The sequence below is a fragment of the Pseudomonas sp. GW823-FHT05G12 genome (assembly GCF_058795575.1).
Genome location: NZ_CM179501.1, coordinates 2,222,250 through 2,239,943, shown reverse-complemented (window position 1 = coordinate 2,239,943; position 17,694 = coordinate 2,222,250). Strand labels below are relative to the sequence as shown.

The 17,694-nt window shown below is 53.7% G+C and carries 18 protein-coding genes, 1 tRNA gene and 4 pseudogenes; 14 read left to right on the top strand and 9 right to left on the bottom strand.

Annotated elements, in window-relative coordinates; genetic code table 11:
- Nucleotides 1-132 precede the first annotated feature (132 nt).
- Nucleotides 133-948 carry a carbon-nitrogen hydrolase family protein gene (locus AC3RCM_RS10130; protein ID WP_064492609.1) on the bottom strand — a complete coding sequence of 272 codons (816 nt, stop codon included), beginning with the start codon at nucleotides 946-948 and terminating at the stop codon, nucleotides 133-135.
- A gap of 120 nt (nucleotides 949-1,068) precedes the next feature.
- On the opposite strand from AC3RCM_RS10130, the gene AC3RCM_RS10125 reads away from it, so the two are divergent.
- Together AC3RCM_RS10125 and AC3RCM_RS10120 are read left to right on the top strand one after the other, a co-directional pair.
- A complete protein-coding gene (locus AC3RCM_RS10125; RefSeq protein ID WP_064492610.1) occupies nucleotides 1,069-1,866 on the top strand; it encodes a helix-turn-helix transcriptional regulator in 798 nt (265 codons plus the stop codon).
- A 306-nt stretch (nucleotides 1,867-2,172) separates the two neighbouring features.
- Nucleotides 2,173-2,316 (top strand): annotated as a pseudogene (locus tag AC3RCM_RS10120) (integrase); the annotation flags it as partial.
- Between the two features lie 433 nt (nucleotides 2,317-2,749).
- Here AC3RCM_RS10120 and AC3RCM_RS10115 read toward each other — a convergent pair.
- The 3 genes from AC3RCM_RS10115 to AC3RCM_RS10105 form a co-directional block, all read right to left on the bottom strand.
- Complete coding sequence (locus AC3RCM_RS10115; protein WP_492629560.1) at nucleotides 2,750-2,974, bottom strand: hypothetical protein; 225 nt, start codon at nucleotides 2,972-2,974, stop codon at nucleotides 2,750-2,752.
- Nucleotides 2,975-3,139: 165 nt separating this feature from the next.
- A complete protein-coding gene (locus AC3RCM_RS10110) occupies nucleotides 3,140-3,814 on the bottom strand; it encodes a hypothetical protein (protein WP_492629559.1) in 675 nt (224 codons plus the stop codon).
- A gap of 1 nt (nucleotide 3,815) precedes the next feature.
- The gene (locus AC3RCM_RS10105; RefSeq protein WP_492629558.1) at nucleotides 3,816-5,021 is read right to left on the bottom strand and encodes an AAA family ATPase; all 1,206 of its coding nucleotides are present in this window, start codon (nucleotides 5,019-5,021) and stop codon (nucleotides 3,816-3,818) included.
- Between the two features lie 557 nt (nucleotides 5,022-5,578).
- Between AC3RCM_RS10105 and AC3RCM_RS10100 the strand changes: the two genes are divergently transcribed.
- The 3 genes from AC3RCM_RS10100 to AC3RCM_RS10090 all read left to right on the top strand — a co-directional run bounded on the left by AC3RCM_RS10100 (nucleotide 5,579) and on the right by AC3RCM_RS10090 (nucleotide 8,869).
- Entirely contained in the window at nucleotides 5,579-5,785 is a 207-nt protein-coding gene (locus AC3RCM_RS10100; RefSeq protein ID WP_492629557.1) for a hypothetical protein, read from the top strand.
- Nucleotides 5,786-6,145: 360 nt separating this feature from the next.
- Nucleotides 6,146-7,666, top strand: a complete 1,521-nt coding sequence (locus AC3RCM_RS10095; RefSeq protein WP_492629556.1) for an SIR2 family protein — start codon at nucleotides 6,146-6,148, stop codon at nucleotides 7,664-7,666.
- Between the two features lie 126 nt (nucleotides 7,667-7,792).
- On the top strand, nucleotides 7,793-8,869 hold the full coding sequence (locus AC3RCM_RS10090) for a hypothetical protein (protein ID WP_492629555.1): 1,077 nt from the start codon (nucleotides 7,793-7,795) through the stop codon (nucleotides 8,867-8,869).
- 51 nt (nucleotides 8,870-8,920) lie between these two features.
- Here the strand turns inward: AC3RCM_RS10090 and umuC are convergent, their stop codons facing one another.
- Both umuC and AC3RCM_RS10080 read right to left on the bottom strand, forming a co-directional pair.
- Nucleotides 8,921-10,198: a translesion error-prone DNA polymerase V subunit UmuC gene (umuC, locus tag AC3RCM_RS10085; RefSeq protein ID WP_492629554.1), complete on the bottom strand. Its 1,278-nt coding sequence runs from the start codon at nucleotides 10,196-10,198 to the stop codon at nucleotides 8,921-8,923.
- Complete coding sequence (locus tag AC3RCM_RS10080; protein WP_374375813.1) at nucleotides 10,188-10,616, bottom strand: LexA family protein; 429 nt, start codon at nucleotides 10,614-10,616, stop codon at nucleotides 10,188-10,190. The genes umuC and AC3RCM_RS10080 overlap by 11 nt, the downstream gene beginning before the upstream one ends.
- 101 nt (nucleotides 10,617-10,717) lie before the next feature.
- On the opposite strand from AC3RCM_RS10080, the pseudogene AC3RCM_RS10075 reads away from it, so the two are divergent.
- Nucleotides 10,718-11,307, top strand: a pseudogene (locus AC3RCM_RS10075) (SOS response-associated peptidase family protein); the annotation flags it as partial.
- A gap of 520 nt (nucleotides 11,308-11,827) precedes the next feature.
- Here the strand turns inward: AC3RCM_RS10075 and AC3RCM_RS10070 are convergent.
- Nucleotides 11,828-12,202, bottom strand: a pseudogene (locus AC3RCM_RS10070) (DNA adenine methylase); the annotation flags it as partial.
- A gap of 73 nt (nucleotides 12,203-12,275) precedes the next feature.
- Here AC3RCM_RS10070 and AC3RCM_RS10065 point away from each other — a divergent pair.
- The 8 genes and pseudogenes from AC3RCM_RS10065 to AC3RCM_RS10030 all read left to right on the top strand — a co-directional run bounded on the left by AC3RCM_RS10065 (nucleotide 12,276) and on the right by AC3RCM_RS10030 (nucleotide 16,319).
- Complete coding sequence (locus AC3RCM_RS10065) at nucleotides 12,276-12,428, top strand: TraR/DksA C4-type zinc finger protein (RefSeq protein WP_492629553.1); 153 nt, start codon at nucleotides 12,276-12,278, stop codon at nucleotides 12,426-12,428.
- A pseudogene (locus tag AC3RCM_RS10060) lies at nucleotides 12,425-12,754 on the top strand (bifunctional DNA primase/polymerase); the annotation flags it as partial. The gene AC3RCM_RS10065 and the pseudogene AC3RCM_RS10060, both read left to right, overlap by 4 nt.
- Nucleotides 12,755-12,811: 57 nt before the next feature.
- Nucleotides 12,812-13,354 carry a lysis system spanin subunit gene (locus tag AC3RCM_RS10055; RefSeq protein ID WP_492629681.1) on the top strand — a complete coding sequence of 181 codons (543 nt, stop codon included), beginning with the start codon at nucleotides 12,812-12,814 and terminating at the stop codon, nucleotides 13,352-13,354.
- Nucleotides 13,355-13,505: 151 nt separating this feature from the next.
- The gene (locus AC3RCM_RS10050) at nucleotides 13,506-14,291 is read left to right on the top strand and encodes a DNA adenine methylase (RefSeq protein WP_492629680.1); all 786 of its coding nucleotides are present in this window, start codon (nucleotides 13,506-13,508) and stop codon (nucleotides 14,289-14,291) included.
- The gene (locus tag AC3RCM_RS10045; protein WP_339534018.1) at nucleotides 14,288-14,581 is read left to right on the top strand and encodes a hypothetical protein; all 294 of its coding nucleotides are present in this window, start codon (nucleotides 14,288-14,290) and stop codon (nucleotides 14,579-14,581) included. The genes AC3RCM_RS10050 and AC3RCM_RS10045 overlap by 4 nt, the downstream gene beginning before the upstream one ends.
- Nucleotides 14,574-14,777 (top strand): hypothetical protein, encoded by a 204-nt coding sequence (locus tag AC3RCM_RS10040; RefSeq protein WP_492629552.1) that lies wholly within the window; start codon nucleotides 14,574-14,576, stop codon nucleotides 14,775-14,777. Before AC3RCM_RS10045 ends, AC3RCM_RS10040 begins: the two co-directional genes overlap by 8 nt.
- 237 nt (nucleotides 14,778-15,014) lie before the next feature.
- Entirely contained in the window at nucleotides 15,015-15,251 is a 237-nt protein-coding gene (locus AC3RCM_RS10035) for a DUF4224 domain-containing protein (RefSeq protein WP_099454697.1), read from the top strand.
- A 3-nt stretch (nucleotides 15,252-15,254) separates the two neighbouring features.
- A complete protein-coding gene (locus tag AC3RCM_RS10030) occupies nucleotides 15,255-16,319 on the top strand; it encodes a tyrosine-type recombinase/integrase (protein WP_339534014.1) in 1,065 nt (354 codons plus the stop codon).
- Nucleotides 16,320-16,421: 102 nt separating this feature from the next.
- Here AC3RCM_RS10030 and AC3RCM_RS10025 read toward each other — a convergent pair.
- Both AC3RCM_RS10025 and sohB read right to left on the bottom strand, forming a co-directional pair.
- Nucleotides 16,422-16,495 (bottom strand) — tRNA-Cys (locus AC3RCM_RS10025).
- Nucleotides 16,496-16,649: 154 nt separating this feature from the next.
- The gene (sohB, locus tag AC3RCM_RS10020) at nucleotides 16,650-17,669 is read right to left on the bottom strand and encodes a protease SohB (protein WP_064492611.1); all 1,020 of its coding nucleotides are present in this window, start codon (nucleotides 17,667-17,669) and stop codon (nucleotides 16,650-16,652) included.
- Nucleotides 17,670-17,694 lie beyond the last annotated feature (25 nt).

Genomic DNA, 17,694 nt, shown 5'->3' with positions numbered 1-17,694 from the left:
TCCGGAGCGTTAGCGCTGAGTCCAGAGACACGAGCACTGCTCCTGCTAGTTTGTGAATTACTGTTGTGGCAGGGTCGAAACAGGCGTTAAGACGGAACAATCGTTGTGTTGCAGTTGCGCCCCACAACTGATTCAGGGGATCAGGAGTTCACGTCGACTATCATCATGCTCACTCTGCTCGCCGGTCAGGAACAAGCGGCGGTCACTGAGGTAGTCATATTCGTGGCGGGCGGTGCGCAGCAGGCCGAGATCTAATTCCACCACCTGCCGACACTCTGCGCGGCCCGCTTCGAACAGCGTGCGCCCGAAGGGATCGATAGCGGCGCTGCCGCCGGCAAAAACGAGCCCTTCGTCGCCGTCGCCCACCCGATTGACCATCACCGCGAATGCCTGGTTTTCCTGAGCGCGAGCCATGATTGCAGTGCGGTGGACAGGGCCGTAAGGATCCATGTTACCGTTAGTGACCAATATGAGCTCGGCGCCGAGTTGGCCGAGCGCCCGAGCACTTTCCGGAAACTCAATGTCGTAGCAAATCAGGATACCGACACGGATGCCCTTCCACAGTGCGGTGACATAGCGGTCTCCTTGTTGGAACAATCCGCGCTCCGACGGCCAAAGGTGAGTTTTGCGATAACTCAATGCGATCCCTTGCGGGGTGACCAGCAAGGAGGTGTTGTAAACGGTGCCGGAGTCGTTCTCAGCCAGACCAATCACCGCTGAGACGTTTCGTTCGTGTACGGCGCGTTGCACGGCCTGCACACTCGGCCCGTTAACGGGCTCGGCGATTTCGGCGAGCTGTTGGGCGCTGGCAAATCCCATCAGCTGGGTCTCTGGGAAAATCAGCAGATCGGTATCCACGGCGCAGGTAGCGATGGCCTGCAATGTACGTTCCAGGTTATAAGCGGTATCGCCATCGCGACCGGAGAGTTGTACAAGTTCAATCTTCATCGGTGATCCTTTCACGTGTATGTTGGCTCAATCGCCAAACTGAACAGCACCCGCCAGGGCTGAAACGAAGTATGGAGAGCCATAAAACGGAAAGTAATTACTTCGATGGGGTAACCCCGTATGGGTAGAAACGGGAGCATTACACTGCAGGACATGGCCTGGCACCAGGCCATCGGCAGACTAATCGAGGCACTTGACCGCCCTAATTTCTGGCTGGCTCTGGTGCGTCAACTGGATAGATACATTCCGGTAGACAGTTGGGTCGTACTGATATTCAGCAATGGTCGCCCGCAGGTGCTCGCAGAATGCCCAGGCAAGGATGGCGGGCCAGATCCGCTTTTTCAGGACTACCTCAAAGGCCTGTATCTGCTCGACCCCTTTTATCTCGCCAACCGGGAAGCACCGCAGAGCGGTTTGTTTTGGCTAGCCGACGTGGCGCCGGAGTGCTTCGAGCAAACCGACTATTACCAACGCTACTTCCGCCTCAATGTCGTTGCCGACGAAGCACATATCAACGTCCAGCTCGACACGGAGCGCACCCTCAGCCTCTCGCTGGGAAGTGAGTGTCTCTTCAGTGCAGAGCAGACCGCCCTACTCACTCTCATCCAGTCCTGGGTTGCCGCCCTGATGCGTCAGCGCATGGCATTCGAGCGGGAAGCGCTGGAGCAGAACACGTCGTCGGCACCCAGCTGGCAGAGCTGGCTGGACTCTACTGACCAGCAGTTGGATACACCGCTTTCCGCCCGTGAACTGGAAGTTGGCCGGCTTATGCTTAGCGGCTGCTCGAACAAGGAGATCGCGCGCAAGCTGGCGATTTCCGCAGAGACTGTGAAGGTCCATCGCAAGCACATGTACAGCAAACTCGGCATTAAATCTCAGTCCGAGCTGTTCTCATTATTTTTGAACGCACAGAACTGAACTCGTTTTCTCATGATGGCTTCAAGTTCTAAGACAATCGGCCTCGTTGCGCTCCACAGGCCCGGCGGCGCAACTCAATGTTGGCCAGGCGCCGGGCCTGGTAAGGGCCGCTGACGTAGGAGAACGACAGGGTTTCTGCCGCCTCACCACGCTCAGCAATCACCCAATCACTGATCGAAACCTCGGGGTAAGACCGGTAAGCGACTGAGGATCGTCCTGGAAATGAAAGGAGTGAGGAACAACCTAAGCCTGCTGCTCGATAAGGTCACGCGACACACCAGCCAGCACCTTTCGCCGTTCTTCATCCAGTTCCGCGATATCCGATCGAAGGCCGCATCAGAGATCAACGACCTTAGCGAGGCAAGCGTACTGCCGGGCCACTCGAAAGAGGGAATTACTGAGCATGATTACCGGCGCGTCGGACCTATCGCAAAGCCCTCGAAAGGCTGAAGTTTCAGAACTCCACCCCGAAAGTTTCGGAACTCGTGGCTTTTTTCGACCCTCAAAGAAAAACCCCGCAGACGTTAATCTGCGGGGCTTTCGAATGGTGGAGGCCGAGGTCGGAATCGAACCGGCGTAGACGGATTTGCAATCCGAGGGATATTTTCTTTGTTTTCAATATGTTAGAGATACTTTAGTTCCGCAACAAATCATTTCTAGCAGCTCTGCAGCCCCTTGAAATCAAGGGACCTCTAGACAGTTGCGGAACTGATTTTTCACCAAGTATTGTAGCTTTCACCGGTATAAACGCCCCCTCTGGCGCCCTGCCGAATAGCCTGCCTACTGCTTGGCTGAGCATTGACCTACCTCCCCGCGCAGCCGAAAAGGGACAGAACCAGCGTACTTCCCCAGCCCTCAAGGAGCAGCCATCCCAGCGGGTCACCTAAAGCAGCTTCGGCAATTCGGTTCCACGAGCTTTGGCTATCACCCGAAGCTGGTAATCGGCCACAGCCTGGAAAAGCGACTCGGCAAGAAGCTGCAGACGCTCAATTTCATCGGCCGGTGCGCCTCTATCTTGCGCCTGATGATACTCACGCAAGGCGTCGATAGCTTTCTGAATGAGAGGCTCGCCAGCCTCGACCATTCCAATTAAAGTCCGCTTGTGCACTATCCAGTCCAGAGCAGTAAAACAACAAGTATAGGGTGCGAACAGCTGGCAGCGGGCTAAGTGACGACCTCTCAACGACTGCTATCGACCCAAAGCGGCTAGTGGCAAAAGGCAATATTCGGCCAGAAGCTGCCTCTCGCTATATCGCTTAATGCTCCCCCGCTGTTAGATCCCAACTAAGTGCGCATATGGCCTGAGAGCCTCGACGTCTGTCACAAAATTATCAAAAGAGCCATTGCTAGGGCGCATCAAAACTATGTTCTTATACTTACTCAGGGGTTTGCATATTTTAACGTAGCACGGGGAGTCTTTTTTATAAGAAATGCTTAGCTTGTTTAGTTCATCATTCAGCTTTTGCTGGCATGATACAATTTTAGTGCGCGCGCTGTTCGTTGAACCATAGTGAGCAAGCAGCCAGCATTCTGGCGAGTGAATTGAAATTGCAAAAATTATCCTATCTTTATATTTATTATAGAATGCGGGCGTGAGCTTACTGATTAAGACATTTTTTACATCCAATAAAAGCTGGGCGGGAGGGGTTCGTAAGCTCAAACCAAAATTAGCATGTTCGCAACAGTCAGTGTCTATTTGAATGACTAAATATTGATTAGCAGCTAAGGCTTTTAAAAGCTCTTTGGTATTGGTGCAATACTCTAGAACCTTTTCCCAGCCTCCAAAGCTATCACACGCTTGCCGAGCCTGGTCTGTGGCGTCAAGTAGAGGCTGAAGGATGGCGAAGTGAACCTCCTCATCATCCTGATCTTCCACAATTCCGTGGATCAAGTGCTTAAGAAGATCTTGGTCAGTGATGCCTTCCGTGACAAGAGCAAATGATGCCATTCTAGAATCCTTGAGGTAGTCCGCCGAGAGAGCCGCTCATAAACATATCTGAAAGCTTAAGGCTTTTGCCTTCGGGCTTAAATATTCTTTTAATTCGCGTATACCCGTGAATGTTTCGACTAATCACAAAAAGACGTTGACTATCATCATCAAGATTTAACCCATCCAGGATCGCTGGATTGTGAGTGGTTAATATTGCTTGTTTATTATGCTCTTTGGCAAGATTTGCAAGTTGCTGAATGAGAGCCCGGCATAGCTTGGGATTAAGGGAGGCGTCAACGTTATCTATCGCGAAGAAATTAGGCGTCAAATCGCTTGAAAACAAGGCAAAATAGAATACTAAAAATAGAAAGCCTTCGTTGGCGCTACGTAAATCCAAGGTTTTCTTTGTTTCAGCTAGATACCTATCATAGATATCTAGGCTTGGGGTGCTAGCCTCAAGATTCACAGAGAATTCTTCAAACCAACCAAGTAATTTTAAGCAAGAGTTAATGCTGGCTATGGTATCCTTACTCTCGGATGATAGAAATGCCAAATACCTGATAAGTCCTTCACCATTGATCCCCAAGGGCTCAATTTGGCTATCTGCCTCAGTTGAGCGAAGCTTCGTATTTTCAGGCGAATAAATTACAAAATTCTCAATTTCTCTGGGAGGGCTATTGTAGTCCTGGCGAGTTCTTTGGAAGAGAAATTGCAAAAGATCTTCGCTTGATTGACTTTTTCTCTTTGTTGGTCTTGTATTCTTTTTTGTAAGGTCGGAGATGAAGATCTTCATGGACTCATCAAATCGTTTCCGATTTTCTTCGCTGGAAGATATGAACTCCAAAATCCTTTCTCTAACGTAGTCAGTTTCCTTCAGCCCGTTTTTGGTAAAGCTAAACTCCCATGGCGAATATGGCGCATTGTCGTTTTGCATCTCGTAATGGTAGCTGACCTGTGCATTTGACAGGCTCACGTTAATTGATTCATTGTCTTGGCAGTCATCAAAACGCGGTCGCATGTGTTGTGGTTGCGTAACTCGAATCCCTCGAGATATTAAAAATTCATTATCCAACTTTCCTGCAGCTGCTGCGCCGGCTAAAGCAATAGCTTCTAAAAGGTTGCTTTTCCCTGCGCCGTTCTCACCGATAAAAACATTGATTCTGCCAAGTTCGAGTTTAATTTTCCCGACCGACTTAAAATTGCGTATTTCGATCGTTTCAATCACTGGAGATACCTAGTGTGGGGAGTAAATTTTCAATCTTAAATCTAGAGTTAACTCGAAGCAAGGTACAACCTCCAAAACGCGACCACTCAACCACCTATCGCTGGGCAGGCACGGTCATTGCTGTGGGGCTGGCTGGGTCGAGGAGAAGCGGCTGAGAAGGATCGGCTTCTGCCCCTAACTGAGGGGCGCTATGGGTCGCTAGCTGCCGATCGCGACTGCCCTCTGCCGACCCAGAAGGCGACAACGCTCCACTTGCTGGGCTGGACTGCCTGCTGCTTGAGCCACATGGTACCGACTTACCGCTTCCGCAGCCTCAAGTATCAACGGATCGCCCGGCATGATCATGGCCTCTATGCCTTCTCATCGTCTATTGCCTCCGCTACTACTATAGGCACATTGGCAGCCATGATAGGGACTTGAACCCGCCCGGCTGGCTCGTCAGGCCGCCAGAGGCCAGGAAAAACGGGTATCCTCGCCTAAGCAAATGGCATATTCCGCTCTCAATCGCCCCAGAATTTGTCGATTTTCCCTTAACCTACGATGCCAGGAGCCCGCCTATGGATGAGAAAGCAGCGATCGCAGCAGACACCATGGAACTGCTGCTAATGAATCAAACAGCCCTCAGAGCAGCCCTTGAAGAGCTGTCGCTCTGGGTTAGTCAGCGTGGTTCGACTCACATCCATGACAACGTCATGGTGGCCCTGACGGCACTGGACTCGCATGCGGAGGCGATCTCGGTTGGGATCGAGCGGTTAAGATCCTGAATCAGCTACGCTCGCTGTCTCAAGTACCTCATCGAGCGACCCAGCCAAAAGCTGCAGCGTGACGGCTGCCCCGATGATGGATTGGGACTACTTTTCCCTAGGTCATTGACTTTATTAGCATTTAGCCCCAACGAGATACTTCCGTACCATTTTTTTACCATCATCCCTCGTACTCTGCATCTAAGCTATCCAAATCTTAGCGAAACATCTTCTGCATCAGGACTCGCCTGAGAGCCTCATCAATCGGCACGTGCCCCATTGACCAGTACTGCGCCGCTCAGCAAAATCAAGCCCGACCGAGCCACTACCTCGCCACCACTGCCCGGCGCCTAACAAAACGCTCATAAGGATACCGTTTACATGGATATCGAAGCAGAACTCAGCTCCGTTTTTTCCCAGCGGTCCTCTGGCCCATTTCTTTTTCTGGGCTCCGGTTTTTCCAGACGATATATCGGACTTGAAGACTGGGAAGGACTGCTCAGCCGTTTTTGCTTAACTGGCAGGCCTTACGCGTACTATAAGAGTAGCGCAAACAACAACACGCCCAGATCCGCACAACTTATAGCTGATGACTTCCATGACCTATGGTGGGGGCACGAAGACTATGCACAACAAAGACAGCAGTTTGGACACCTCATCAAGGACAAAACCTCCCCCCTCCGGCTAGAAATCTGTGAGTATCTAAAACAGAAACATCTGATAGAGCCACCAGCGGGCATAATGGAGGAAATTGAAGCGCTCAAGGAGTGCGATGTTGACGGCATAATAACCACCAATTGGGATGGATTCGCTGAAACCCTTTTCCCTGATCACACTAAATATGTTGGACAGAAAGAACTTCTATTCTCCAACACAATGAATGTTGGCGAAATCTACAAAATTCACGGATGTTATACCGCCCCAGACTCGCTTATTCTGACAGACACTGATTACCACGACTACAACAATCGAAATGCTTACCTCGCCTCAAAGCTAATCACGATATTTGTAGAACATCCAGTTATCTTTATTGGATATTCGATATCCGACCACAACATAAGAGACCTCCTCAAATCAATATCTCTCTGCATCGGCCGAGAAAATATTGACAAGCTTCGTGACAACCTTATTTTTATAGATCGGAATGAGCCCAACTCAGGCCCCACAATTGAAACGTCCTATCTACAGTTCGACTCTATTCAGATCCCTGTCAAGGTAGTCAAGACAAGTAGCTTCACGCCAGTCTACGGCGCCATTGCACAGTTCGAACGAAAGCTTCCAGCCCGAGTATTGAGGTTCTGCAAAGAAAGAGTATATGAAATAGTTAAGGGTCAGAATCCTGACAAAAAAATTGCAGTCATCGACTACGACCAAGTACAGAACAAAGACGATATCGAAGTTGTATTCGGGCTTGGAGTAATCGGGAAAGTTGGCGAGACGGGCTATAAAGGAATTGCCACAGGCGACATATTCGAAGACTTGATACTTAACAATAAAAACTTTGATGCCAAAAAACTGCTGGACACGACCATCGCCCTCCTACCGAAACAAACAAAATTTGTACCCATTTTCAAATACCTGCGCGAACTGGGCATCACCAGCAGGGATAAATATACAGAATCCGGACTGAAACTAGACCGACTAATCAATCGCAAAGCAGAAGACTTCGCAACTTCTAACGTCCCTCAAACCGCAAAATACCAGAAACTTCCATTTGTTGAGTTCCTAAACGCAGCCACTGAGTCCGAAATTGTCAGCATGACTCCGCTGCTGCAGAATTTTGACATCGACGCCTTAGGTAAATATTTGCAGGACAACTATGGACATCTGATTACTTGTAAAAATAGATATCATTTCCGTCGCCTAATGGCATTTTATGATTGGAAGAAATATGGATTCTAACGCTCGCCAGAGTCATCACAAAGGCACAGAGCGCCAAAGCCGGCTCTAAACAGCGGCTTTGGCGCCCTCCACGCTACTCGGGATTATTACAAAGAATAACTTAACACCCCGCAAAAGGATCAAGTAATGGAAGAATCCGAAGACATTATCCGAATCAACCAGGAGTGGATCACTCTTAACGCCCTGCGGGCTATGGTCAAGATCGCAACAAAAGGAGACATGACCAAAGGTACATACGAAAACACCTTGGAACTGGGCGGTGAGCTTTACCCCGAACTCCTTGGGGCTGAAAAAAGTCTATTGCGACGAGAACGTGAGAGCGACATAGTAAAAGAATTTCGCCAACGTGCAACCCTATTATCAGTACAGCAATCAAGATACGTATCGCCTTTGGATCTTTTGCAGGCGGAAATTGACTTACTTCAATCTCTTCTTACCATTGCGAAGCTTGAGCAGAACAACCAGTCCAAAACTGATCAGCTGAGACGAAAATTAGGTGCGTATGAGAAGGCGAGAGAAGAGCTATCTCCTGTCGAACATACTGAAAACAAGCTCATATTCCGCGATGCGTATAACGCAGATAGAGAATTGCCTACGCTTGGCACTGGATTGGCGAGAAAGGACTATCAACTCCCTGACGGAAACCGCTTGCGCCTACGCGTACTGCATCCCGACAAGCCCGAGCACATAACCGGCGCCGATGTTATCTACGAGCGGCACGATGAACTAACTCAAACCGTTAATCTCGTGATAGTTCAATATAAAATGTGGGACGGGAAAACTCTATACATCTCTGATGAACGCATGCAGCGGCAACTCGCTAGACTTAAGTGTTTCTCATGCGACCAGCAGCTGTGTGAGGATGCCTCTAGAGAACGCCCGTATAGGTTTCCTCATTGCTCGGCTTTTATCCGCCCGACAGATAAGCTTCAAAACGCCAATCAAAAGCTTATATCCCGAGGCGAGCACTTGCCTATATGCGCGATCGATAGATGCAAAACAGAGACCCGCTCAGATGGCCATAAGTTAGAATATGATAAAATCAAGCACACCTCGCTGACGGGAGAACTATTTGAGCATATGTTTAATAGGGGCAAGGTAGGCTCGAGAGCCCTTTCCTATGAAGAACTTGAAGACATTTACAGAGACTCCTCCATTATTGATAGCAGCGAGTCCGTAGTTGTATACGCACAAGAGTACTAGACTCAAGCTTGCTGTTCCTGAAGCATTGGTAAGCATTTGCGAGACAGATGATTACCGGGCCTCTACAGTCCAAAGTTGGTCGATTCGCGTCGTGTACGACTGGCTCATCATTTCCCGGCGCATTCCCCAATCGGGGGTGCGGGGGACGCTCCCGGCCCGCACCGTTCCCCTGCCATACCTGTCGTTGATCTTGTCGAGCGCTGACATCAGTCGGCCACTAGCCAGTGGCTGCGTTAGCGCGAACAGATCATCGGTGAACTCGCCAGGCTGCCGCAGATCAAGCAGCAACACCTCGGCCTTACTGTAGCGGTACCCAGCCTGGTAGACACGCTGCACGGCCTCAGTTGCCGCCCTGGTCAAGAGTAAGGTGTCGTTGGTGGGATACCGCAGGTCGACTAGGGCACCCTTGGCGAAGTGCAGTTCATTGGGGTTGAGCATACCTGTGCGGATCGATACTCGCATGCGCTTGCACACCGAGCCCTGGGCGCGCAGCTTTTCCGCTGCCCGCCCAGTGTAAGTGGCCACTGCCTGTTTGATTGGTGCCAACTCCGTCAGACGCTTGCCGAACATCCGGCTACAGCATATCTCCTGCTTCGGTGGATCTGCCTCATCCAGTTCAAGGCAAGGCGTGCCGGCGAGTTCACGCGCCGTCTTCTCTACCACCACACTGAACTTGTCGCGCAACATTCTCGGATCTGCCTTGGCCAGATCCATTGCCGTGTGGATGCCCATGGATTCCAGATGCACTGTCATCCGTCGGCCGATGCCCCACACCTCTTTAACCTCAGTGTTACGAAGCACCCAGTCGCGCTTGAAGTCGTCGGTAATATCGACCACCCCACCTGTCTGCGCCTGCAAGCGCTTCGCGGTGTGGTTGGCGAGCTTCGCCAGAGTCTTGGTACGGGCGATGCCTACACCGACGGGGATTCCCGTGCAACGGAGCACCCTAGCGCGAACGTCCCGGCCGAACTGAGTAAGGCTGCCCGTCACGCCTGTGAGATCGGCGAAACACTCGTCGATCGAATAGACCTCGGCCGCGGGCACCATCGATTCGATCAGAGACATGACGCGCTCGCTCATGTCGCCATACAGCGCGTAGTTCGACGAGAACGCCACGATGCCATGCCGGCGAAGTTTTTCCTTCGCCTGGAAATAAGGCTCGCCCATTTTCACGTAAGGCTTGGCATCGTATGAGCGTGCGATCACGCAGCCGTCGTTGTTGCTGAGCACTACTATGGGAGTCTTGGCTAGATCAGGACGGAACACACGCTCACAGCTCGCATAGAACGAGTTGCAGTCAATCAGCGCGAACACCTGATCACTGCGCATGATCGCGCACGCTGTACCGCACCACACCCCAGATGACCAACTCATCGCCCTCCATGATGTACCGCGGTGGGTACGCCGGGTTTTCGGATTTGAGGATCACTACTCCGTCACGGCGGTGAAGCCGCTTGCAGATGGGCTCGCTGTTCACAGCTGCAATGACGATGTCGCCATGCTCTGCCTCACGCCCTCTGTCTACGATGACCAGGTCACCAGAGTAGATCCCCGCCCCTTGCATGCTGTCGCCCTCGACTTTTACCAGATACACATGGGGTGCGCGGAGGTCGAACAACTCATCAAGCGAAATATGACCTTCCAGATGGTCTGCTGCAGGCGACGGAAAACCTGCTGGCACATGGAATGAGTACAGCGGCAGCGGTTCGGTACCGCCGGTTGGCGTACCCAGAAAAGTGATGGTCATGATGGAAGGTCCGATGCAAACTGTATGCATATACAGTTAATCCTGCATCGTACGCCCGGTCAATCCTGGGAAGCGAAAATTCTGACAGGCGAGAGGTGGATATGTGTGGACGCTACTCGATTTACGAGTCGATGGATCACTACCTGCGGCAGCTAGCTTTGGACCTTGTAGTGATCAACGGCTATGACCATGAGCCGATCAATCGCTACAACGTTGCGCCGTCGACGCGGGTCGAGATCATCCACCAAGCTGGGGATGGGCTGTACGTTGATCGCGTGAAGTGGGGATGGTCGCCATTTTGGGCGAAGGGAAGCGTCCAGATCCGATCAATGCTCGGGCCGAGACGGTGGTGACGGGGAAATTTTTCAAAGGCTTGTGGCCAAGCGGCCGAGCTTTGGCGCCGGCAAATGGATGGTTTGAATGGATACCCGATCCAACAGACCTCAAACGTAAACAGCCCTACTACATCACCAGCACCGACGGAAAACCGCTCTATTTCGCGGCGCTTGCCGAGGTGCACCACGGCGTCGAGCCGGATGAGCGAGACGGGTTTGTGATCATTACAGCGGCTGCCGATCAGGGACTACTCGATATACACGACCGAAAACCTCTTGTGCTCACACCAGAGGTTGCATGTGAGTGGATCTCGCCATCCACCTCGCCTGAGCGCGCTGAAGAGATAGTGCGAACGGGTTGTCGAGTCGCCGGCGATTTTAAGTGGCATGCCGTACGCAAAGCGGTGGGCAATGTACGAAATCAGGGGGCTGAACTGATAGTACCTGGGAATTGAATAAACCTCAGCCAACGCCGGGGCAGCAGTTTTAGCGGCTAAAACTAGTGAACTGCCCCAGCTACCAGCAAAAAGTTTAGCTAAAGAAATCTTCAAATAAAGAAATCTTTAAATCTTCAAATGTAGAAATCTACATTCCAACCAATGTTCAAATGAACCAAAACGCTTTTACGCAAAACCGTAAAAACGCACGCAGCCCATGGCGCACGGGGCTCGAACCATGTGCAAAACCTCACACCCCAATTCAACCAAACTATTGACAAGATTCAAAAGACTCATATTAAATTCGCTACCAACGTGGACTCGAAGCCATCTCACATAACCCCTGAACGCTAAAGCTCACCTTGGAGAAAGCATGTCGACCTTCAATTTGTTACTTATTCTTTGCATTGAGATTGTCAGATGGCTTCACTTGCTACAATTAGAAAAGTTGCTCCAATACTGAAGGCTGCCAATTCATGATTACCAGTTCTCCGGTAATCTCCGCCTTACCCTGACGCTGGTTTGTGTTGCTGTAGCGGATGTCCAAGCACTCGAAGTGAAAGCCGTCGAAGGCTCGCCTGATGTCCGGGTGGTCGTTGATGCTGACCATCACCTTGCCCTTGCAGCGGCGCATGAAATCGGCCATGCGCTCGTACTCCTCGAAGGAGAAGTCCACGCCATAGCCGGCGGTCTGCCAGTATGGCGGATCCATGTAGAAGAACGTATGTGCTCGATCGTAGCGCTCGGCACAGTCGAGCCAGGACAGGTTCTCGACGTAGGTACCCGCGAGACGTTGCCACGCGGCGGACAGGTTCAGGCGCTGTTTGCCAGTGTCAAGGCCTCTGTTGAAGGCGCGATGACGGGCTTTTGCAAAGAGGAAAGGCAGAATGCTCAGGGTGGACAGCCAGAGGATACCTGGCAAGCCGAGTGCCCAGTTCTGCGACGATTGCGGCGAGCCGATTCCGTTGGCTCGACAGCAGACTGTCGAGGGCTGCGATACCTGCGTCGACTGCCAGGAGCTGCGGGAGCGCCGTCGATGAGTGAGCGCCCTGTAGCAACTACGGCCGGATGGGCGCGCCGTTACATCGAAACCTTTGGACTCGCCCTGGTGCCCATTGAGCCGGGCGAAAAAGGGCCAAAAGGTAAGGCTTGGAATACCCCTGGCGGCTATATCACCGATGCAGATGCTGCGGAGACGTTCTGGTTGGAGCATCCCGACCACAACCTTGGTGTTGTGCTCGGCCCTAGTCGTGTCTGTTCGCTTGATGTGGATGATGTCGCGCTGTCCCGTATTGCTTTGCGCGATGCATTTGGGCTGGATCTGGAAGCGCTCGCAGCTGCATATCCAACAACCGTGGGTAACCCGGCGCGTTTCCGTGTCGTGTTTCGGGTACCGGATGGGGTTGAGCTGAGTCGGCGCTCTTTGGCGTGGCCAAACCAGGCCGACCCGGATGGGCTCTATGCCGGCGGGCGTGGGGCCTGGGTCTGGCAGGCCAGCGAGTACGGAAAGCAGCTGGCTGAGCAGGCTGCAGGTTATATCCAGCAGTTGGCGGACAGGGATCGGGCTCACGGTCGTGAGCGTGAGGAAGCTGCAGCTGCAGCCTTGGAGCAGCTGGCAGAACAGAAAGCTCAGCGCAAAGATCTGGAGGATCGCCTGCGGGACCAGGGCAGAACACATTGGAAGGAGATGAGCGATGCACAACAGATTCAAGCTCGCCTGCGTGACAGGCTGGCTACTACTGACTTGCGGCTGTCAGTCCTTGTCGACGCCGGAGCTTTTGCCGCCCCGGGTGGTGACAGTGGGGTGCGAGAAGCCGCCTGCGCCGGAGGCGTGGTTCATGGAGCCGTTCGCGCCCGACTTGACCCAGCGTATGCTCAAGGAATTATCGGCATCACCGACGACGGTGACCGCGGACTGATCGCACTGAAGGCCTGCCAGGCCTACGTTCGCACAGTCACCAAGTGAAAAGAGGCGAGCCGGGTGGATGCGCCAACATCCAGCCCGCCCCGCCGAACCCGCAGACCCTTCCTGCAAGTCCAGCCGTGGCCTCTGCCTTGTGCACAAAGCGCGGTGAGCCTAACACCTGTTTATTCATACAGTAAAGACTTGCATGCCTATGACCTCTCCAATTATTCCCTGGATGGGTGGCAAACGCCGCCTGGCCGACCGCTTGATTCCTCTTTTTCCCCCTCATGAGTGTTATGTCGAAGTCTTCGCCGGCGGCGCCGCGTTGTTCTTCATGCGTCCCCAGCCCGCGCCGGTGGAGGTGCTGAACGATCTCAATGGTGATCTCGTAACCCTCTACCGCGTGGTACAGAACCACTTGGAGGAGTTCGTGCGCCAGTTCAAGTGGGCGCTTAGCTCGCGGCAGATCTTCGAGTGGCAGAAGATGACGCGCCCTGAAACCCTGACCGATATCCAGCGAGCGGCACGGTTTTTCTACCTACAGCAGCACGCGTTCGGCGGCAAGGTCACCGGACAAACCTTCGGTACTGCGACTACCGGGCCAGCCATTAACCTGCTGCGCATTGAGGAGAAAGCCGATCTGAAATTGCAGATAAAAGGGCTTCAGGACGACCTGGACCAAGCCCGAGTCCAGACCGAAGCGGATCAGCGCAAGCATCACCTGACTGTCGCACACCTCAAAGGCAGCATCCGTGAGCTAGAAGCCCGGATCATGTCCTACACCGGATTAGCAGTGACCAGGGCAGATTTCGAGCTGCTTATCAACGCCATCGAGACCTTGAACCTGACTGAGCGGACTCTAACCGCCATGAAGGCAACTCAGCAGGCATCACGCGCCGGCTTGCAAGCCACCCAATTGGGAGGTCTAGCTAAACGAATTCACATCCAGCTGGGCGACACTCCGGCCGGCCGCGCAAACGCTGGGAGTGCAGCATGACCATACACAAGCACCTCTGGGAAACGGTTGACCCGTATGACGGGGGTTATCACATCTGCAAGAAATGCAAGCTTGGCTCTCAAGGTGAACGCCTAGCGACACCCTGCTCCGTTTCGAACGCTGAGCATCACGCCATCGCGTGGCTCGGCCAGGCCGGGCTGTATCGCACGCGTTTTGACGCCGTGCGCAATTGTGAGCAGTCGCTTACGCCAATCTCTGTCAACGAGCTGTTCGAGCTTGCGAGCAGGCAGGTGCTCAACCAACTCAGTCAGGGTCGCCAGCATGGCTAACAATGTCCGCGTTTGGCAACTGATCAGCCTTGTGCTTGTCACCGCGCTGATCGCCGTTTGGGTCGAATTCCAGCGCCTCAACGAAGCCCGACACCCTCAGCCAGAGACGCTATTCACGGTGAGCAGCCGACAGAACTTCGAGCACTTGGCCGTGAGCCCGAACGCTCGTCGAATCCATGAGAGGTACTCGCTGTGACGACCAGGCCCAATTACAAGCCGAACACCAGGGATGCAAAGGGAGTACAGAGCTTCGTTCGCCCCGCCATGTCCGTTATGTGTGATGTCTGCAGCGTTCCACGCACACGCGGCAAACACAGCCGCTGCGCCAAGATCCGCCAAGCCGCGGGCTTCACCACCACCCAGGCTGGACGAGCAGATCATGTCCCGAACGAGAACCCCAACCTGCCGCCATCGAAGGCGCGGAGCCCGCACTATGGAACATGCAAGCGAGTTTCTTGATGAGGAAGAGGTGATGCGAATCACCGGCTACCAGATCCCAAGCAAACAAATCGCCTGGCTGGCCAAAAACGGCTGGCAGTACACGCTGACTCGGGCCCGGCGGCCCGTTGTTGGGCGGGTATACGCCCGCCTCAAAATGGCCGGCGTGAAGCCAACCGCAACGAATGCTGCAACAGAAACTTGGACATTAGACTTATCGCGCGTGGGGTAACAGATGCGCAACAGGAAGGCATCGAACAAGGACCTGCCGCCTCGGATGCTGCGGCGAGTTCGCAAGCTGAAGAGCGGTAAATTGTGGGTCGGGTACTACTACAACGGGCGGGATGCAGACGGAAATCGGCAGGAAATTCCACTGGGGACCGACCTCGCCGAGGCCAAGCTTGAGTGGGCACGCCTGGAGCACAAGGCAGCTCCGAAGGTGATGGCAACGATGGGTGAGCTATTCGACCGGTACGAGCGTGACATCATTCCGGCAAAGGCGCCACGCACCCAGAAAGACAACAAATACGAGCTTGAGCGCCTGCGCACGGCCTTTGCCGACGCTCCCATCGAGGCCATCACGCCGCCCATCGTCGCACAGTATCGGGATGCCCGCACCGCGAAAACAAGGGCAAACCGGGAAATCGCCCTGCTTTCGCATGTATTCACCATGGCCATGGAGTGGGGGTTCGCAGATCGAAATCCGTGCCTGGCGGTTCGTCGCAATAAGGAGAAGGTACGCGACTTCTACGCCGCCGACGAAGTCTGGGACGCAGTGTATGCGGAGGCTGACCAGGGCTTGAAGGACGCCATGGACTTGGCCTACCTAGCCGGCCAGCGCCCCGCCGACACATTGAAGTTCAGCACTGTCGACCTCGACGAGGACTACCTGTGGGTCGACCAGAACAAGACCGACAAGAAACTTCGCATCCGCCGGCACGTCAACGGCGAACTCACTGGTCTGGGCTTATTCATCGAGAAGCTCCTGGAGCGGCGCAAGCTGCAAGGTGTGCGCAACTCACGCCTCATCACCAACGATTCAGGCCTGCGCATGAGCTGGGAAATGCTGAGGAACCGCTTCAGCGAGGCGCGTGACAAGGCAGCACGCAAACTGATCACCGATGGCAACACAGACTTGGCCACCAAAGTTCGGCAGTTTCAGTTCCGCGATATCCGACCGAAGGCGGCATCGGAGATTGAGGACATCAGCCACGCCAGCCGGCTGCTCGGACATTCCAAGGAGGAGATTACCAAACGCGTTTATCGCCGCGTCGGCGAGGTGGTCAGCCCGACCAAATAGTGGGCAGATGCGGAAACGATGCCCGATGATGCGGAAATGATCGGCGTTTCTAGACCACAAAGAAAAACCCCGCAGACGTTAATCTGCGGGGCTTTCGAATGGTGGAGGCCGAGGTCGGAATCGAACCGGCGTAGACGGATTTGCAATCCGGAGCATAACCACTTTGCTACTCGGCCTCAAAGGTCGGATCTAGCTGCTTGCGCTTTGCTATCTCCTTGAAACGCTGAACCTTTTTCAAAGTTTGCTGCGTTTCGATGGGCGCCATTATGTCTTCATTCTTTTAACCTTGCAACCCCCTGAACGAAAAAAAATTTCAACGGGTTCAAGGTGTTAGCGCAGGCGGCTGAGTTTACTCCACAAGCCCACCACCGTGTTCTCCACGGTACCACTGGCGGCCATGCCAATACGCTCCTGCAGGCTCTTGCGTTCGGCATAGTGCAGGTGGAACAGGTTGGCGTTGCGTGCGCGCTCGCTCAGGTACTCGTCACTGGTCTGCAACTCGTCAACCAGCTTGCGATTCAAGGCGGCCACGCCCAGCCAGACTTCGCCAGTGGCCACTTCATCGATGTGCAACTGCGGACGATAGCGGGAGACGAAATCCTTGAACAACTGGTGAGTGATGTCCAGGTCTTCCTGGAACTTCTCCCGGCCCTTCTCGGTGTTTTCGCCAAAGATGGTCAGGGTGCGCTTGTACTCGCCAGCAGTCAGCACTTCGAAGTCGATGTCGTGCTTTTTCAACAGGCGGTTGACGTTGGGTAACTGCGCCACCACGCCAATAGACCCCAGTACGGCGAATGGGGCGCTGACGATCTTCTCGCCGATGCAGGCCATCATGTACCCACCGCTGGCAGCCACCTTGTCGATGCACACGGTCAACGGGATGCCTGCCTGACGAATACGCGCCAGTTGCGACGCAGCCAAGCCGTAACTGTGCACCAGGCCACCGCCGCTTTCCAGGCGCAGTACCACTTCGTCACGCGCGGTGGCGAGCGTCAGCAGCGCGGTGATTTCGTTGCGCAGGCTTTCGGTGGCCGAGGCTTTGATGTCGCCATCGAAGTCCAGTACGAATACCCGGCTCTTGTCTTCGGCCTTGCCCTTCTTCTGCTGTTTTTCCGCCTTGGCCTGCTGCTTGCGCAGGGCCTTGAGCTGGGCCTTGTCGAGCAGGCCGGACTCCAGGCGCTCACGCAGGTCCTTGTAAAAATCGTTCAGTCGGGTGACCTGTAATTGCCCGCCCGATTTGCGCCGACCTTTGCCACGCAGACCGGCGATGGCCGACAGCACCACCAGGATGGCGATGACCAGGGTGGCGGTTTTGGCGAGAAAGCTTGCGTATTCGGCAAGAAACTCCACGTTGACTCCTTAAATGCCTGCGCCA

Coding starts and splice junctions, on each gene's coding strand:
- AC3RCM_RS10050 (WP_492629680.1), top strand. CDS start 13,506: ATGACCTCTCCAATTATTCCCTGGATGGGTGGCAAACGCCGCCTGGCC.
- AC3RCM_RS10045 (WP_339534018.1), top strand. CDS start 14,288: ATGACCATACACAAGCACCTCTGGGAAACGGTTGACCCGTATGACGGG.
- umuC (WP_492629554.1), bottom strand. CDS start 10,198: ATGCGCAGTGATCAGGTGTTCGCGCTGATTGACTGCAACTCGTTCTAT.
- AC3RCM_RS10100 (WP_492629557.1), top strand. CDS start 5,579: ATGGATGAGAAAGCAGCGATCGCAGCAGACACCATGGAACTGCTGCTA.
- AC3RCM_RS10110 (WP_492629559.1), bottom strand. CDS start 3,814: ATGGCATCATTTGCTCTTGTCACGGAAGGCATCACTGACCAAGATCTT.
- AC3RCM_RS10130 (WP_064492609.1), bottom strand. CDS start 948: ATGAAGATTGAACTTGTACAACTCTCCGGTCGCGATGGCGATACCGCT.
- AC3RCM_RS10030 (WP_339534014.1), top strand. CDS start 15,255: ATGCGCAACAGGAAGGCATCGAACAAGGACCTGCCGCCTCGGATGCTG.
- AC3RCM_RS10125 (WP_064492610.1), top strand. CDS start 1,069: ATGGGTAGAAACGGGAGCATTACACTGCAGGACATGGCCTGGCACCAG.
- AC3RCM_RS10035 (WP_099454697.1), top strand. CDS start 15,015: ATGGAACATGCAAGCGAGTTTCTTGATGAGGAAGAGGTGATGCGAATC.
- AC3RCM_RS10080 (WP_374375813.1), bottom strand. CDS start 10,616: ATGACCATCACTTTTCTGGGTACGCCAACCGGCGGTACCGAACCGCTG.
- AC3RCM_RS10090 (WP_492629555.1), top strand. CDS start 7,793: ATGGAAGAATCCGAAGACATTATCCGAATCAACCAGGAGTGGATCACT.
- AC3RCM_RS10065 (WP_492629553.1), top strand. CDS start 12,276: ATGCTCAGGGTGGACAGCCAGAGGATACCTGGCAAGCCGAGTGCCCAG.
- AC3RCM_RS10095 (WP_492629556.1), top strand. CDS start 6,146: ATGGATATCGAAGCAGAACTCAGCTCCGTTTTTTCCCAGCGGTCCTCT.
- AC3RCM_RS10040 (WP_492629552.1), top strand. CDS start 14,574: ATGGCTAACAATGTCCGCGTTTGGCAACTGATCAGCCTTGTGCTTGTC.